This window comes from Caballeronia sp. 11_S32, from assembly GCF_056930355.1.
In genome coordinates this window covers 1,152,772-1,170,295 of the sequence record NZ_JBXOWH010000001.1, presented here as the reverse complement: position 1 = coordinate 1,170,295, position 17,524 = coordinate 1,152,772, and the positions used below count along the sequence as shown (strand labels likewise).

Here is a 17,524-nt window from a genome sequence, read left to right as displayed (position 1 = left end):
TCGCGACCTGCACACGTCATCGCTGTTTTCCTCCTGCTCTCGAGTTCGCGTATGAAGCCGGTTCTGACCTTGGATCCCAGTTCGGAGACCTCGCTCACGATGCAAATCGTGGCGGGCATCATTCACGAAGTCGAAGAGAAGCGCTGGCGTCCCGGTGCGCGCGTGCCGAGCATTCGCGCATTCGCCGGCGCGCATGGCGTGTCGACCTTCACGGTGGTGGAGGCGTACGACCGGCTGGTCGCGCAAGGTGTGCTGGTCGCGCGGCGCGGGTCGGGCTTTTACGTGTCGGACAGGCGTCCGGGCACGCCGCAGAAGGCCGCGGAGAAGCTTGACGAGAAAGTGACGAACGGCTGGCTGGTGCGCAATTTTCTCGGCGCGAACGAGGGCGCGATCCACGCTGGCGCCGGCTGGCTTCCCGAAACCTGGTTCGATGGCGAAGGTATCGCGCGTTCGTTGAGGCAACTTGCGTTGCACCCGGAACAACTGCTGGGCTATGGTCAGGCGCGCGGTTTCGATCGCTTGCGCGAGCAGATCGTGCGGCAATTGGCGGAATACGAAATCGAAACCGATGTCGCCGGTGTCATGACGACCCTGGGCGCGAATCAGGCACTCGATCTGGTCATCCGCCAGTTCACGCAACCGGGCGATGTCGTGATGGTGGACGAACCGTGCTATAGCGACCTTCTGGTCGCGTTGCGCATGCGCGACGTCGAAACCATCGGCATTCCGATGACGCCCGTGGGACCCGATATCGCCGCGCTGGAAGCGGCGTTCGCCACCCATGGTCCGAAACTCTACTTCACGAACAGCCGTCTGCATAACCCGACAGGCGCGAGCTATAGTTCGGCCGCAGCCTACAAGGTGCTGAAAGTGGCCGAGCGCCACGACTGCCTGATCGTCGAAGACGATGTATCTGCCGACCTCGTGCAGGGCTCTCACTTCACGCTGGCGTCAATGGATCAGTTGAGGAACGTGATCTATGTCGGAAGCTTTTCGAAGACCATTGGAGCGGGATTACGCGTAGGCTTCGTCGTCGCTGATCACGCCATTCTCGAAGGCCTGCTTTATCAGAAGCTGGTGTCGGGCATGTCGACACCGACCGTCACTGAGCGGCTCGTCAGTTCAATCCTGTCCGAAGGGCACTACCGCAAGCAGACCGAGCAACTGCGGGACCGTCTCGCCGCCGCGCAGGAGAAAACATGCCGCAGGCTCGAAGCAACCGGTTTCGAGGTCTTTTGCGAACCACGCTCCGGCATGTTCGTGTGGGCGAAACCCACCGGCGACGAGCGCGACTCCGCGCAACTTGCGGAGTCGGCCTTGAAGGAGCGGATACTGCTCGCGCCCGGCCACCTCTTCTTCGCGGGCCGCGTCAAAACGAGCTGGCTTCGGTTCAACGTGGCCCATTGCAACTTCGATCGTCTGTTCAATTTTCTTGCGGATTCCCTCGGCGGTTGAAGCGCTTCTCGCTGAGCGCACCACTCGAGACTGTGCATTCACGCGCGCCCGTACAGGTATCGTGGCGGGTAGCTGTCGTGCACCGCGGTCTGGCGTGGGCATGATGACGGGACGCCCTTGCGAGGCGTGACCGCTTACCTCGGTGATGTCCGCGAGGCCGCTCGGCTTCGCCCTTACCGCACATTTCGGCTGCGGTCGTAGGAAAAAAGCCTTCTCTCGCGGCTGGACCTTTGAATAGTGTATGGGTGGCGGGACCTATACAGCACAGGCGCTGCCTGAGCAAGTGTGGATGTCGACGCAAATATTGGACGAGAAAAATTCGTTCGGCGTTGCACGGTCCGCGGCCAACGATAGCGACGACCGATGACGCTCCGATCAGACGCAGGGCCCTTCACTGGAGAGCGTTTTATGAAAAGAACTCAATTGACCGCAGCGATTGCCTTGGCTTTAACGACGTTCTGTACGACGGTCAGCGCGGAGGTCGTGAGGCTTGGAGTTGCCGGCCCATTGACAGGCGGCCAATCGAACTTTGGCAAGGACGACGAGCGCGGTGTTCGCCTCGCGGTCGAAGAACTAAACAAGAATCCAATCGTAGTGAACGGTCAGCCGGTGACCTTCGAGATCATCTCCGAAGACGATGCGGCTGATCCGAAAACCGGAGTGTCGGTTGCGCAGAAGCTGGTCGATAGCGGCGTCAAGGCAGTGCTCGGCCACTACAATTCCGGGGTAACGATCCCCGCTTCGCGCATATACAACGGCGCGAATATACCAATGATAACCGGTGCGGCATCCAACCCGGCCATCACCCAGCAAAACTTCCCCTATGTTTTTCGCCTCGCGGCGAATGACAACGTGATGGGTGCACGCATCGCGGACTACGCCGCGACGACTCTGCGCGCGAAGAAGGTGGCGGTAATCGACGATCGTACCGCTTATGGATCGGGTGTAGCCGACGTCTTCGTGGCCACCGCCAAGAAGCACGGCATGAATGTCGTGGCACGTGAGTACTCGAACGACAAAGCGACCGACTTCAACGCCATCTTGACGCATATTAAGGCGGCGCGTCCGGATGCGATTTTCTACGGGGGCTATTATTCGCAGGCCGCATCCATCGGAAGGCAATCCAGGCAGCTTGGACTCGACGTGCCTGTGCTCGGCGGCGACGGGATCTGCTCGGTCGACATGCCGAAGCTTGCTGCAGGTACGCTCGACGGTCGGGGCTACTGTGCGGAAGGAGGCGCGCCGCTGGCCACTCTCAAAGGAGGACCAGAGTTTGCCGCGCGATACGAGAAGACGTTCGGCGTAAAAAACGACGTCTATTCGCCTGCCTTCTATTCGGCCACGATGGTAGTCGCGCAGGCGATGAAGTCGGCGAACTCGACCGATCCCAGGAAGTTCGTCGAAGTGCTAAGGAAGACGCAGTTCTCGACGCTCGTCGGCAACGTCAGCTTCGACAAGACGGGCGAATGGATCGATGCGCCGGTGACGGTCTACAAAGTGTCGGGTGATAACCTGACGCCGATTCAGTAATCGTCGATAGCGCAGACAGACGGCGCGCGCTTGCGTGCGCCGTCTGGTCGTCAAGCGGACTTGATTGCCGCTAAGCGCGATGCAAATCATCTAAGGAACGTATGCCGGCAGGTCAACTGCCCTTCTGAGTGAGGAGGCCGCGCAACGTGCAGTAAAGCGGCCTCATCCAGCTCTCGTACCAGCGGTACGTGCCGTCGAACATTAGCGACAACTCGTACGCGTGCCGTCCACGCCCTCAGGCGTTGGCACCGCCATCGACAGTTAGCGTCGCACCGGTGATATAGCTGGCATTGGCGCTCGCAAGGAAGACCACGGCTTGCGCGATGTCCTCGCCTTTTCCGTAATCACCGGTGGCCGTCAGCGATTTCAACGTCGCCCCGAATGGGCCTTCGACAGGGTTCATGTCCGTATCGATGGAGCCGGGCTGCACGAGGTTCGCCGTAATCCCGTGCGGGCCGAGTTCTCGCGCCAGGCCCTGGGTAAGCGCAACGAGCGCGGACTTGGAAGCGGAGTAGACGCCGAGCATCGGCGCGGGGACGCGGTCGGCAAAATAACTGCCGATGGAAATGATGCGCCCATTCGCTTTGAGATGAGGAATGGCCGCTTTTGCGGCGAGGATCGGCGCTCGCACATTCACGTTGAGCGTCGCGTCGATGTCTTCGATGGAAATTTCCTTCACAGTGCCCATCCGAAGAATGCCTGCGTTGTTGACCAGAATATCGAGGCCGCCCAGCGCTTCGACCGTCTTTTGCACGGACGCATGAACCGCCGATGCATCGGCGCTATCGGCCTGAATCGCGATGCTGCGGCGGCCCTCGGCCTCAATCGCCTTCACAACGCCCGCGGCCTGTTCAGACGACTTTTCATACGTGATCGCTACATCCGCGCCGGCAGCCGCCAAAGCCTTGGCGATCGAAGCCCCGATACCGCGACTTGCTCCGGTGACCAGAGCACGTTTTCCACTAAGCATCATGATACTCTCCATTGTGTGTTGATCGATACAAAATAGAAGCGACTCGTATCCGTACATGTCGGTCTATCGATGCAGAGATCGGGCTTCGAAAACACGCCTGCCGCTTGCAGTGCGGCCAGTCAGGCGAAAAGATGCTGAATTTCGGAGTACGGCAACGGCCCGTCATTGAGTGCATCGGAACGACCATGCGCCAGAAAGTCTTGTGCCATTGCCTTCGCCTTGCCGAGCACGACCTGCGAGATGCCGCTGCCCGCACTGAGCCGGCGCACCCCGAGTTTTCCGAGGGTCGCGGCATCGGCCAGGCCTGGGAGCGCCATGACATTCAGAGGCAGCCGGGTTGCGCCGACTATCGTCTGGATGTCGGACGGCTGCACGAGCGCTGGAAGGAAAAGACCATCCGCGCCCGCCGATGCATACAGATTCCCGCGAGCAATTGCCTCTTGCGGCTGCTTCGCTTGCTCGACGAGGTTGGCAAGGAAGACGTCACTGCGCGCGTTGACGAAGAGGTCCAGGCCGGCTTTGGCAACGGCGTTCTTGATCGCCTCGATCTTCGCGGCCAGCAGCGACGCGGCGTCGGGGCCGTCTTCGATATTGATGCCGGCAATGCCCAGATCCATGAGTTGCATAACATGGTCCGCGACGGTTTTGGGATCGTCGGTGTAGCCGTTTTCGACGTCGACCGACAAGGGCACTTCAAGAACGCGCACGATACGCCGAACCGAGGCGACGACTTCATCGAACGGAAGCATGCGCCCGTCGGGATAACCCAGCGCCCACGCAAAGCCTGCGCTCGTCGTGGCGATCGCGGATGCGCCCTGCGCCTCGATGAGACGCGCGCTACCGGCGTCCCAGGCATTCGGCAAACGGAGCGGTGTCGAATGGTCGTGCAACTGACGGAACGTGCTTGCTTTGGACATGACTGTTTCCTTGAATCTCGAATGAATGGGAGCTGCGCAGTGCGATGACCGGACTCAGGCCGCCATCGCGCGTTTTGAGCTTGCGAACGAGGCGATGCGGCGCGTCGCAAGCCCGGAAACCAGGATCGCGATCAAGACGGGAATGGCGGCGAGGTAGCCCAGGTTGTGGCTGCCGGTGAGCGGGATTGCTGCGGCGCCGAGCGTGCCGGCGATGGATACGCCCACATACGTCGCTGACGTGTTGAGGCCGACCAGCACCGCGGTCATCGGCGGATTCAGGCTTGCGAGGCGGAACTGTTGCGGCACCAGGACGCCCCACGCGCATGCGCCCCAGATGGTCACTGCGATAGCCGCACTCCAAAGGTGTGCGCTGGTGATAGGCATCGTGAAGATGACGACCGCGACGATGGCCAGCTTGATCATTACGACCCTGTGCGAACCGATCCGGTCGAGAATGCGTCCCGTCAGCAGGTTCGAGAACGTCCCCGCGAGGCCCCACAGCACCAGCAGCGCGCCCAGCACCACGGGGCTGTGGCCGGTTGCACGGTCGAACACCACGGAGAAGTAGCTGAAGATGATGAAGGTGCCGATCTGAGCCAGCACCGTCGTCGCGAGCGTCAGTCCGACCCGCGCATCGGTCAGCGGCGACAGACGCGCGCGCAGCGAGATGGCCGGCGGCAGCGGCACGTCGGGCATGAACGCGAGGATGCCGAAGAACGCCGCAGCTCCGAGCGCGGCGACGAGAACCAGCGTCCAGTGCCAGCCGGCGAGGCCGCCGATGACCGCGCCGATGGGCGAGCCGAGCGCGGTAGCGGTGGTCAGGCCTGCCACGATGATGGACAACGCGTATCCGCGTCGCTCCGGCGGCACCAGTGCCGCGCCGGTGCCGCTGGCTGTCGGCGAGAACATTGCCGCGCCGAGGCCGGCTAATGCACGCGTAGCTAATGCAATGCCAAGGTTCGGCGCCACGATGGTGCCGAGGTTGGCAATAACAAAGAGGCCGATACCGCTCAGAAGCAACCGCTTACGTCCTACGTTTGCAGCAAGCGCGGCGATGGTCGGACCCAGCAGCGCATAGCTCAGTGCATAGACGCTGATCAACTGACCCGCTGCGCCAATGCTCACGCCGAACGAATGGGCAATTTCGGGCAGGATGCCCGCGAAGACGAAACTATCGGTACCCAGCGCGAACATACCGAGTGCAAGTGTGAGTAGGCGTCGATCCATTTTCAACTTCCCGAAAGATAGAGATTGCAAATTGCGTTGCGTGATGAAACTATAGGGAAGCCAGCTGGATCGCACTACCGACCGGAAGTGGGAAGCTGTTCCCCGAAAAATGGTTAAGTTGCGTGATGAAACTTGAGTTAGGATGTGCCCATCATGTACAGAAAACGCTTCGACGAAATGGATTGCTCGATCGCTCGCGCTCTTGACGAAGTGGGCGAGTGGTGGACATTGCTGATCGTGCGCGAGTGCACGCAGGGCAGCAGGCGCTTCGATGAATTCCAGAGCGGGCTTGGTATCGCCCGAAACGTTCTGACGGCACGGCTCGAGCGGCTGATCGAGCTGGACATTCTCGAACGCTTCCCGATTGCGGAACGCGCGAATACGTTCGGTTACCGGTTAACCTCGAAAGGGGCGGACTTGTATCCAGTGCTGGTCGCGCTCATGCAGTGGGGCGACAGATGGCTGAGGCCAAACGGCAAGCCGCCTATCGAACTGGTCGAGCATGCGAGCGGAGATCCCGTCGAGACGTTGGAGGTTCGCGGAGCGGGCGGGCGTGCGCTGGGCTATCGGGACGTCCGCTTCGCTGCCGGTCCCGGCGCAACGAAGAAAACGCGGCATGTCATCCAAAACCGCAATGATCGCGTGCTCGGCGACCCGAACGAGGAGTCGTGAGCTTTTACGACTGAGGATCAGAGCCGCTTTTGCTTGCCGAAGCGGGACAAGGATTCCCTGAGTTTCGGCGCTGCGAAGTCGATGAAATGCCGCAGCTTGATCGCCATCAGGTTTCGGGACACATGAACCAGATGCACGGGCACGGGCTCGATCTCGAACTGTGGCAGGAGTATTTCGAGCTGTCCGCTGCGAAGCGCCTCGTCGGCGTCGTGCTCGAACACGTAGGTGATGCCCGCGTCGTCCGCTGCGGCACTCACTGCAGCGTCGGGTGACGTGACTTCGAGCCGTGGCTTCACTTCCAGCAGGTAGACCTTTTGAGTCGACGGAAGCCGGAACCGCCAAGGGGACAAGTACGGGCTATTGAAGACGACGCACGCATACTTCACGAGTTCGTCGGGTTCGCGCGGCGGCGTGTTCCTGGCGAGGAAGGCCGGACTTGCGCACACGATCGGCCGCAGTGAGCCGATGCGCGTGGCGATCATATTGCTGTCCGGTAGCTCGCCGATGCGCACGGCGAGATCGGCATGCGAGTCGATGAGGTCGATGTTCCGGTCGGAGAGAAGGAGCCGAACCGTAATGTCCGGATACTGTGCGAGGAACCGGTTGATGACCGGCAGCACATGCAGACGGCCAAGTTGCACGGGCGCGGTGACGACCAGTTCGCCTCGTGCGGTTGCAAATTCGCCGGTGGCTTCGTGCTCCTGTTCACGCACGAGTTCGAGGATGCGCCGCGCCGCCGCGACGTAGGACATGCCCGCGTCGGTCAACGTGAGCTTGCGGGTGGTTCGTATGAGCAGCCGGGTTCCGAGCATCGCTTCAAGATCGGCGACCCTGCGGGTAAGCGTGCTGACAGGGATTTTCAGTTCGCGAGCCGCCGCCGACAGGCTGCCTCCGTCCACCGCGGTCACCAGCATTTCCATGGCTTCTAGTCGGTCCACCGCGCTTGCTCACGTGGAATTAGTCGCCGTATTGTAGGGGAAGTGGCCTGCGAAGGCTCGAATTCAACCTTCTCGCTGTGAAGCGACAGCGTGACTGCGCGAGAACATCTGTCTCTGGAGATCCGCAATGTATGCGCAGGCTTTCGCGCAATGCGTGGAAGCAGTCAGAACGATGGAGACGAATCTCGACAAACCGCCGGCCATTTGAGCGGCCTCGCCAGGTATCAGGCGCATCCGTTTTATTGTGGCCAGGACGAGCGCGTGAGTAGCGTCGATATTTGATTCTGCGCGCGACAGTGTTCCGTTGCTTATCTAGCAGCAGCGTCGACAGTCCTTGAAAACACGCTTACCCAGTTGTCGACTCGACCGCTCGAGTCGTATCGATACGTTCGATCGCCCATTGCCGATCCGCTTCGCTGCTGATCCCTTCGCATACATGGCCACGTCGAGTTGAACGTCAGCTTCCTTACATCACGTTACACTTTGAAACATCTCATGTATAGTACGTAGCGTTGCGTTTGGAGACCTATATGCTCACAAAAAGAATATCGGTTAGCTATCGTGTATCGGCACGCTTCAAGGAATTGCTCGAGGCTGCCGCTAAACATGAAAACCGGAGCCAAACAAACCTGCTCGAGACTTTGCTTTTCGATTTCTGTCGAGCGCACAAGATAGAAAAAAACACTGAGAGATATAAAGCGTGAATCAGTCCAGTTAGTCTTCGTCTGGCTGACGCCGGTCCGCTCGTTCTCTTGCCGTCGCGCGCGCCGGTTACTCATCGGTCGACTGTTGCGCCAATCACGACGCTGTCATCACATCCGAACGTTCGCGCGTCCAGATTCGCTTTGACTTGGCCATTTTCAGATTCATGTGCTCATGAGCATCGCTTCTGTTTCGTCATCCTTCGTACTTCATGTGCTCGTCTTGTCGACGCTTGGCCTCGCGCTTGCGTGCTTCATCGGGCAATTCATCCTCCCTTTCCTTCGTGCGCGGCGCGAATTCGGCCGTGCCGCACGCGCGCTGACAGTTCTGAAGGGCGCCGGCGAACGCATCGATACGGACCGCATCGTGAAGCCGGGAGACACATCGAAGGCTTCAACGCATCCGGACATGAGATGTCCGGGGTAACGCGGATGAACTGCCTTTGCGATGCGCTGCCAGCTACCACATTCGAAAGATAGAAAGCACAGGGAGAACGTATGAAAGAACTTTGCACGCTTGTAAAAGAAGCGCGTTTCAGATACGAGGGCACGCTGGCGACGGGCTATCGGATTGTCATGGGCGAGAGCCTGACGCCGGATACGGTGAAACCGGAAACGCTGAAGCACATGATGGAGCACTTCGGCCGCAATCAGGAGCCGGTCCTCGTCGGGGCCTCGCGCGACAAGCCGGCGGCAGGTTCGCTCGGCGCATGGCTGATCGAAAATCGCGGTCGTCGACGACAGGTCGCGTCGTATCTGGCCGCCATTCTCGTCGAGGAAGGGCACGTGACGATGTCCGGCGACCGTTTGCTTTTTCCGCATCGGCCCTGAAGCCCGGCCGTACCAAGCACAAAAGAAATTAGGTTCTCTGCCGATAAAGAGAGAAAACAAGTTTATCGGCAATGAACGAATGCTGGCCGGACACATCGGTCATGCCCTGGACCGTGCACTTGATCAATAAGAAAATTCCACGACGCTATATGGGCATATGTTTCGAGGCGCTCATTCTCGCCTTCGACAAACCGGCGGCACGGCTACACGGCTCGCCGATGGGGCACGCAGCGCATGAGCGCAGTCAGGCGCGGCATATTCCGCGCATCGAGTCCGAATGTGCATTCGTCCCCGACGTATCAGACTAGAACGATCGCATCCGACCGCGACACGACCGCGATCTCCGTCATTGGGCAGGGCCAGAAAAAGCTTACGAAGCTCGCCTTCGCCGCGCTGGGAATATCGACGATCGCCGTCATCGTGCTGGTCGCTGACGTGTTACGTAGCTGGCCGCACTGAGTGCGAGTCGCGACATCACCAATCAATACTTGCAAACGAGATCCAGCATGACCGAAGTCGATCGCGGCGGCGCCTTGGCCAGCAACGCTGACTTGCCCTATTTCACGGACCCCGATCCCGCGCTGAGCCGATCATCCGGAGGACGCGATCCGCTCGGACTGCTGCCGGTGTGGAGCGCGTTCGGCAGACGGCTGGTGCCGCATATCGCATCGCCAGTCTGGCAGATCAATGGCATCAAGGCCGTCGTGCTCATCCAATGGCTCGCGAACGAGGAAACACTCCAGCCTTTGCTCTCAGGCCGGGATGCGCCGCGCAATTTCTTCCGGCTGATGGAAGGGCTGATCGAATACTGGCTGTATAGCAACGAGCTGCGTTTCTGCTTCGGCCGTAACGCACTCAGCACCAACAAACACGATTTTCGCGTGACGATCAAGACGGGCAAGACGGTGGCCAACGGCCTCTACCAGTACTATCGTGGCACGTGCCGTCGGGCTGGCCTCGTGGATGACGACTGGAAGGTCGTACCCGAGCTCGTCGCGGAGCTGAAATGCTGCTGGACGGCGAAGGCGAGCGACGAGCTGATCAGAATTCTGACCGGGCCGCTCGCCTCAGCGAGTGTTCCGCTCGTGCCTGAAGCGCATCTGAAGGGAACGCACGTGTCGAAGGCACTGGAGAAGCTTTTCGCTGGCAACACGCTGCGCACGCTGTTGCAGAGGAGCCTGTTCGGCAAGACCAGCCAGCTCAAGCTGCTCGACGATTTCCGCACGATCAGGAATGCGGTTGCAGAGAACGCTTCGGACTTCCATGCGCTGTTCAGCGCACTTGGTTCCGACGAACTCGATCAGGACCTCGACTATGTGCGCCGCTGCGAGCCGTTCATTCTGGTGATGCAGGATGTGTTCGACGTGTTGCGCGGATCGCCGGGCAAGAAGGTCGGAGCGATTGCGCAAGATCTGGGCGGCGACTTCGATGCCATGCGCGAGCGCGCGACTGCTTTTCTGCCGCTCGGCGCCGTGCTGCTGACGCCACGCATGAAACAGATGCAGACGCTCGCCGCTCTTCTCGCGTCCGATGAAGGCGCCGGACGAGGTGCCTCCTTGATCGCATTCGTGCGGGAGCTGGTGGACTATCACAAGCGCTGCATGACCGAGCGCGCACGCGAGCCGCTCGTGCTAATTGAAGGCGATGTGATCGTATTGCCCGTGGCTGGCGATCGCGACCCGAGGAGCGCAAAAAAGCGCTTGTCGGCAGGGACGCCCTGGATGAACGACTACTATCTCAACGCGGCGTCGAGTTTGTACGGCCAGGCCTTCGGAGCAGCCGCATGAGTCACGGTTCCGTCCGCATCGACCGCGTGATGCGCGCCACGCTGGAGAACATCCGCGATCGCTTCGACACTGATCAGACGCGCTACGTGTTGTTCACGACGTTCAACTTCGCGTCGCAGTTCTTCGAAGCCAATGTATTGCCGCTGCTTCTCGGCGATAGCGTCGATGAACTCAAGGGCGCATCCGAGACGCGCTACGCGATCAACGAGGATCTGAAACAGCTTCGCTGCCTCGTGGTTTGCGATCGCTCGACGGGTCCCGAGCCCAAAGGCGACCTTCGTTATGGACTGTTGCCGGTTGGTTTGCCCGAGGGCCGCTTCCATCCCAAGCTCATGCTGATGGCCGGCACGCTGAAAGACACAGGCCAGCGAGGCATGTGGCTCTCGGTAGGCAGTGGCAACCTCACGCTCTCGGGCTGGGCAATCAATCGCGAGGTGATCGGCCGGACCATGGTCGCGCAACAGCATGCGTCGGCGTTGCGCCCACTCATCGCGTGGCTCGCCGTGCAGGCGCAAAGGCAGGTTGCCGTGTCGGGACCCGATGCAGAGAAAGGGAAGGAGGAAGGCGAGATCCGCGAGATCCTCGACCACTTGCATTACGCGCTGGGCGAACCCGGTCAGCTCGCGTCCGACACGCCGGACATGCCCGCTCTGCATCTGTCCTTGCCATTCGAAGGACGTGCGTCACGCGCGATGATCGACGATCTGAAAGGCGCTCGCCGATGGCGCAAGGCGAGAGTCGTATCGCCGTATTGGAGCGGCGTGGATCGTATCGTCGCAAGACTCGGCGTGGAGCAGTGTGTCTTTACGCCTTCCGTCGATGCCGAAGGGAAATACCGCTTTCCCATTGAAACGCTCGCACCTCCGCGGAGCTACGCGCGGTCGTTCGAGCGCTTCGCGACGGAGCGCGAACGCTATACGCACGCCAAGGCGCTGATGCTCGAGGACGACGACGCGCGCGTGCTGTGCATCGGATCGGCCAACTTCACGCGGGCCGCCATGCTCGCGGATCGCGACCAGACATTGTTCAACGTCGAAGCGATGCTTCGCTATTCGCTGGCGCCCCACGCGGATCCCTGGCACGGCGCCTTCGAAAACCTCGGCGAAACCGAACTCACATCGTCCGGCGAACGGGACGAAGAAGACAGCGCGCCGCCGCTTCCGCCGTTCGAGGCCATCGTGACATGCGACTGGAGGACAAAGCGGTTCCACGCCCAACTGACGGTGACGAGCGACGAGACAGTCCGCGACATCGTGCTTCGCGTGGATGGCTTCACGCACCTGTTCGCCACGGCGACGCGCGGGCAGACGCAGGTGGCGTCGCTCGGTCCGTTTTCCGGAGTCCATCCCGTGCGTTCGTTCCATGTGTCCTATGCCCATGCGAATGAGGTCGATGCCACGTTTCGCGGGCTCGTTACGCAACTGCGCGCATTCGACGACGAACTGGGTTATCAGGCGCGTCCGCGTCTGAAGAAGGTGCTGGAACTGCTGCGCAAGCTGAATCCCGCTCTGCCGGAGAGCAGGATGCGCGAGCGCGCCGCGCTCGGCACGGAGGGCGGCGACGGCGAAGAAGAATCGGCGGAACCTACCTTCGATTTCTTCGGCCTGTTTCAGGGGACATGGAAGATGCTCGAGTACTACGGCACACCCGACAGCGCGGGAAACTGGCGCAATCCGTTCGACTCGCTCGCGCCCTACGGAGCAACAACGCTTTATCGCGCGATCACGCTGCAGGCGGCGGAGACGCCCGAAGAAAAAATTGGCCGTTACATTCAACTCGCGGAACTGCGCGACGTGGTGGAGCGACTGGAAGCGAGCGGCCGGCACAGGCTGGATGACGATTCGCGCCGTGGTCTCAACACTGAAATCGACACTCTGACAGTCGGCATGACCGAGTTGCTTGGAAATTCGTCTTCCTTCAGGTCGATGTTCGGCGAGGTCACACCCGAGCGCAGCCAGGCGTTCCTCGAGTGGTTCCATGATGAGTTGAGAAACAAGGCGGAACATGCGAAAGGTGCCACGCATGAGTAATGACCGGAATCGCGTCCCGAAGCAGTTGACCGCGGACATCGTTCGCTCGTACATCGATTTCGACGGCCACGACATGACGCAGCCGGGCGTCGTCAGCCCGCAAGCGAGAATCCAGAGCGAAGGCGTGGCCGGTCTCTGGCATCTGCTCGTGACGACGGGCTTCGCTTATCTGGGCGATGAGGTCGGCATGGGAAAGACGCGTCAGGCGATGGGCGTCATCGCAACGCAATTTCTTGCGCGGCCGGATTCGCGCATCGTCATCGTCTGCTCGAGCGCGACCATGCAACGGCAGTGGGAGAGCGAGTGGTCCGAGTTCCTGCGTACCTGTTACCGCCTTCTCGACGACCGGCTGATCGACGCCGGTGCACGGCAAATCGAAAGACTGCATGCGCACGACAATTTGCGCGATTTCGTCGGCGCGTTGCGGGTCGGCGATGCACGAATCCATCTCCTGCGCTATTCGTCGTTCAGCAGGCCGCTCACGCTGCACGGCGCCAACCCGCAGTCGCTTCTCGATGAATATGCCGAACTGATCGGCGGAAGGAGTCCCGAGGCGCTGAACGATGCGGAGCTCGACATCGGGCGGGATTTTCCGTCGAAACCGAATGCCTCGCGCGACGAGATCAAGGACTGGAAACAGAAGGCGACGCACAGGCTCGCTCATGCATACAGTCTTCGTATCGGAAGGCTGCTAACGGAGGGCGAGGCCATCCGCGAAACGCTCGAGCCAACGCCGAACCGGCCGGTCGATCTCGTCATCTTCGACGAATCGCAGTATCTGCGTCACATTGACAATCAGCAGAACACGCATATCGCCGCAATCTTCAGGCACAACGCGAACCGCTGGCTGTTCATGAGCGCCACGCCACTGCATTCCCGGCCCGGCGACATCAAGAGTCTCGACACGTATCTTTGCCGCAGGACGACGGTTCTCGAAGCCGATGGCAGCAAGCGGCCGATAAAGATCCCCGTGGATTGCCGTACGTGCGACCAGCATGGATGCAGCCGCGCGACGGTGCAACTCGACCCGAAGAGCGGCACGCCGCTCGAGGTGGTGGATCTGCTCGGCAAGATCATGATTCGCCGGACGCGCACTTATGCGGACCTGTCGGGTCATCACCACGGCAAGGTTCAGTATCGCAAGTACGAGCGGATTGCCTATTCCGGCAATGATGACCCGTTCCTTTCGATGACGATGGCGCTTGTCCAGAAGCGGCTCGCCGGCGTGCTGGCGGGCAGGAACAACAGGTTTCGGCAGGGCGAGTGCGCGTCGTTCGAGTCGCTGTCGGCGTCCGTGCGGCGCCTCACCGCGAAGAGGAAACCGAAGAAGGAGGGCGCCGCGCCGGAACCCGAATTCGAGCCCATGAAGGACGCGCCGAAGGTAAGGAACGCCGGTCCCGGGGACGAAGCGAATGCCGCGCCGGATCGCACGGAAATCGACAAGCTGGCCGCCAGTTTTGCGAGTGCGATGACCGGTTCCGGCAAAGCGGGAGGCTCCCGCCAGGGCGTGACGTTGCCGCATGCGAAACTCAACCGCGCGGCCGAGGCGCTCTTTGACCGCAGCCTCGTGGACGCCAGCAACGACAAGACGCTCGTCTTCGTACGCCGTATCGACTCGGTGGAGGAACTGCGCGATCTGATGCACGCGCGGTTTCAGGATGCCGTCGATCGGCGTATCGGCGAATGGCGGACGCTGCTCGACAATGGACACATGCCGCTTCGCGGTAAGTTATGGGACGCCGACTCATTCTGGCGCAGCCGCGGCGACGACCACACGAGCCCGGTCGAGACCGGCGAAGACGACCTCCCGGTTGCGATGCCGGATGACGAAGACGAGGGCGACGAGCAGAGCCAGCCGGACACGAGTGCGTTGCATGAAACGCCGAATCTGCCTTACTTCGAAGCGCTGAAACGCGCATCGGGGGCCGACGAGGGGCATGGCAAGCTCGTGTCGTTCTGGTCGCGCTTGCTGAGCGCGAAAGATCCGTCGCAGAATCCGCTGCGGGCCTTTCTGCTCAAGCGTCCTGATGACCTCGACGACGGCGCGCGCGTCGCCACTTCAAGATACTGGACCGACAACGCTCAGCGCTGGAATCGATTTCTCGTTGCGGTGCTCGGCGAGGCGCGCGTGAATGAATTGCTCGTAAGCCCTGCGCACGCATGGCTCTTCGCCGATACGAAAGAGTCGTGCGCCGATGCGTGGAAGCTCGCCGCGCTGCAGCTGTGTCTGCTTCAATCCATGCGTCAGACCGATTTCATCGTCGATCTGTACATCCTCCATACACATGTTCTAAGGACCGGCGACGGCGAGACCGAACTTGCCGACAAGCTGATATGGCTGCTCGAGCATGGCGATGACCCGCTCGTGCGCGGACTGGCGGCTTACATCGGCAACTGGAAAGAGAAGTTTCGCCGCTGGATCGAGCACTTCGACCTGATCGTGGATAAAGCGATTCGCGCGGGCGCGGCGTCCGACTGGAAAGCCATTTGCCGCGAACGTGTACATGCCGTGTTCAGGTTCATGTCGCCGGTTGTCGGCCGCTCGGGCCGGCTGAAGCATGCCAATGCAGTGGCGCAATTCAACCTGCCGGTTCATCCGAACGTCCTCATCTGTACCGACGTGCTCAAGGAAGGCGTCAACCTGCATCTCTTCTGCGACAAGGTGATGCATTACGGCGTCGCCTGGACGTCGGGCGATCTCGAACAGCGCACCGGGCGTATCGACCGTCTCGGCAGCCTGATTGGAAGGCGCATAGCCCGATACGCAAGAGGACAAGGGACGGCGGAAGACGTTCCTCGCCTGAACGTATCGTTTCCGTATCTGGAGGGTACGCTCGACCGGTATCAGGTCGAGCGGGTCATCAGGGACAAGATTGCCAGCGACTTGCGAATGGACCTTGGCAAGCGCAAGGAAGAGATCGGTGAACTTGATGTGGGCAAGCTGGGTGTGGACGACTCCGTGCTCATCGCCGCGTCGACGCAGGCCACGCGAACCCAGGGCGATGCAGTGTTCTTTCCCGAAAGCGCAAGGTTTGTCCGGATTACGGAGGCGGCTTCGTCGTGTGTGCGGATCGAAATCCCACATAAGCGGCCGAATCAGCCGGACGCATCCACGCTAAGTGTGGATGGGGACGCCGTCGTCCCGCTGCCTGCACTCGACTGCGTGCGCGCACGCCGCGTAATCCACGGCGGGCCGAATCTTCTGCGCTATGACACAGCATCGGTGCAAGCGGCGCAAGCGGCTCAGGTGCGGCTCACGGAAGAGTTTCTGGCGCCGATGCCGGGCGATGTGGACGGTTCGCCCGCTGCGCTGCTCGCCGATGCGCCACCGTCTGCCGTACCTGGCGTGCGCGATCCGGGCTTCGTCTTCGATGCGTCCCTGAACACGCTCGTTTGCGAGGTCGATGTGTCGTATGCGCTCACGGCGGCGTCGGGCGCGGACGGTAAGGTCATGCTCGAGTCGATCGGAGACGAGTTCTGGTTGTTGCGGTCGGCGGTGTGCGCGAAGGAAGCGATACTTGCTCAACCCGATGGCCGGGACTTGCCGCGATGGCTCTCGGGACACAACCGAAAGCGGCGCTGGGGCTATATGCTGGAAGATCATCGCGTTATCTGGTTCGCGGTGATGGTGCGCAAGGCCAACGGCGCTGAATGGCGCCTGCTCACCAGGCTATCCCGCGATGTGGCGCGCCTCGCGTTGTATTACCGCAGTCTCGTTGCGAACGCATCGGCGTGGAACGGCATGAGCTACCGGTCACCGAGCGCATTTCCCGCGCTGGAGTCGTTGAGTGCGCATCATCGCGCCGATCGTGACGCGTTCATCCCGCAAGCGGCAAACAAAATCAATATTACGACCATGAAGACCGAAGATCTGATCGTGTGCGGACAAGTGCTCACCGGAGTGATTGACTGGTTCACCGAGGCGTTCGATGCGGTGCTCGACGCGCTCTACCAGCGCGAGGATGATATGTCGGATCGACGGCTGGTACGCAATCCGCTGGAATTTCTGGACGGAGGCGTGCTGTGCCTAAGCACCTCGGGCCAGGAACATTTCAGCCTGCAGGCCTTTCTCGATCTGAATGGAGCGATGACAGGCAACGGGCTGCCCGGCGGATCGAAGATACTCTGGGAGTTGGCCGCGAGCCCTAATTCGAAGGGACAAAAACCCAGCCTGCCGATGTCCGCACTCAATCAGTTTCCGCATAGCTGTGACGCCTGGGAAGGCAGTTTTACGGACGAGTGCAGTGTTTTTACATGGCAGAACAGATATCGCTTTGTAGCGGTGTATCACAAGCCCGAAGCGTGGGACAGGTCGCGCGGCGCATTGCTGGACGCCTGGCGGTGCGTTCTCGACAAGATGCAGGCGCTTTCCAACTTTCAGAGGAAGGGCTGTCGCGATGCTTTCGTCGAAGCCATCGGCCTGGTTGACGCGACGAGCGAGTGAGTTGCGAAGCTTTACGCGC

The 17,524-nt window shown here is 60.9% G+C and carries 12 protein-coding genes; 8 read left to right on the top strand and 4 right to left on the bottom strand.

Annotated features, from left to right (window positions below; all coding sequences use genetic code 11):
- Window positions 1-51 precede the first annotated feature (51 nt).
- Both AC1Z32_RS05355 and AC1Z32_RS05350 read left to right on the top strand, forming a co-directional pair.
- Window positions 52-1,455, top strand: a complete 1,404-nt coding sequence (locus tag AC1Z32_RS05355; RefSeq protein ID WP_483477651.1) for an aminotransferase-like domain-containing protein — start codon at window positions 52-54, stop codon at window positions 1,453-1,455.
- A 408-nt stretch (window positions 1,456-1,863) separates the two neighbouring features.
- Window positions 1,864-2,985 (top strand): branched-chain amino acid ABC transporter substrate-binding protein, encoded by a 1,122-nt coding sequence (locus AC1Z32_RS05350; RefSeq protein ID WP_483477650.1) that lies wholly within the window; start codon window positions 1,864-1,866, stop codon window positions 2,983-2,985.
- A 235-nt stretch (window positions 2,986-3,220) separates the two neighbouring features.
- On the opposite strand, the gene AC1Z32_RS05345 is transcribed toward AC1Z32_RS05350, so the two are convergent.
- From AC1Z32_RS05345 to AC1Z32_RS05335, 3 genes are all read right to left on the bottom strand, one after another.
- Window positions 3,221-3,961, bottom strand: a complete 741-nt coding sequence (locus AC1Z32_RS05345) for an SDR family oxidoreductase (protein ID WP_483478208.1) — start codon at window positions 3,959-3,961, stop codon at window positions 3,221-3,223.
- 116 nt (window positions 3,962-4,077) lie between these two features.
- Window positions 4,078-4,875, bottom strand: coding sequence for an isocitrate lyase/PEP mutase family protein (locus AC1Z32_RS05340; RefSeq protein WP_483477649.1), 798 nt, complete (start codon window positions 4,873-4,875; stop codon window positions 4,078-4,080).
- A gap of 54 nt (window positions 4,876-4,929) precedes the next feature.
- Complete coding sequence (locus AC1Z32_RS05335; RefSeq protein ID WP_483477648.1) at window positions 4,930-6,102, bottom strand: MFS transporter; 1,173 nt, start codon at window positions 6,100-6,102, stop codon at window positions 4,930-4,932.
- A gap of 153 nt (window positions 6,103-6,255) precedes the next feature.
- On the opposite strand from AC1Z32_RS05335, the gene AC1Z32_RS05330 reads away from it, so the two are divergent.
- A complete protein-coding gene (locus AC1Z32_RS05330) occupies window positions 6,256-6,774 on the top strand; it encodes a winged helix-turn-helix transcriptional regulator (RefSeq protein ID WP_483478207.1) in 519 nt (172 codons plus the stop codon).
- A 17-nt stretch (window positions 6,775-6,791) separates the two neighbouring features.
- Here AC1Z32_RS05330 and AC1Z32_RS05325 read toward each other — a convergent pair whose 3' ends face one another.
- Window positions 6,792-7,694: a LysR family transcriptional regulator gene (locus tag AC1Z32_RS05325; RefSeq protein ID WP_483477647.1), complete on the bottom strand. Its 903-nt coding sequence runs from the start codon at window positions 7,692-7,694 to the stop codon at window positions 6,792-6,794.
- 1,217 nt (window positions 7,695-8,911) lie between these two features.
- Here AC1Z32_RS05325 and AC1Z32_RS05320 point away from each other — a divergent pair.
- The 5 genes from AC1Z32_RS05320 to AC1Z32_RS05300 all read left to right on the top strand — a co-directional run bounded on the left by AC1Z32_RS05320 (window position 8,912) and on the right by AC1Z32_RS05300 (window position 17,505).
- A complete protein-coding gene (locus tag AC1Z32_RS05320) occupies window positions 8,912-9,244 on the top strand; it encodes a hypothetical protein (protein ID WP_483477646.1) in 333 nt (110 codons plus the stop codon).
- 234 nt (window positions 9,245-9,478) lie between these two features.
- Window positions 9,479-9,703, top strand: a complete 225-nt coding sequence (locus AC1Z32_RS05315; RefSeq protein WP_483477645.1) for a hypothetical protein — start codon at window positions 9,479-9,481, stop codon at window positions 9,701-9,703.
- Window positions 9,704-9,750: 47 nt separating this feature from the next.
- Window positions 9,751-11,031, top strand: a complete 1,281-nt coding sequence (locus tag AC1Z32_RS05310) for a hypothetical protein (RefSeq protein ID WP_483477644.1) — start codon at window positions 9,751-9,753, stop codon at window positions 11,029-11,031.
- Window positions 11,028-13,061: a phospholipase D-like domain-containing protein gene (locus tag AC1Z32_RS05305; protein WP_483477643.1), complete on the top strand. Its 2,034-nt coding sequence runs from the start codon at window positions 11,028-11,030 to the stop codon at window positions 13,059-13,061. The genes AC1Z32_RS05310 and AC1Z32_RS05305 overlap by 4 nt, the downstream gene beginning before the upstream one ends.
- Entirely contained in the window at window positions 13,054-17,505 is a 4,452-nt protein-coding gene (locus AC1Z32_RS05300; protein WP_483477642.1) for a helicase-related protein, read from the top strand. Before AC1Z32_RS05305 ends, AC1Z32_RS05300 begins: the two co-directional genes overlap by 8 nt.
- Window positions 17,506-17,524 lie beyond the last annotated feature (19 nt).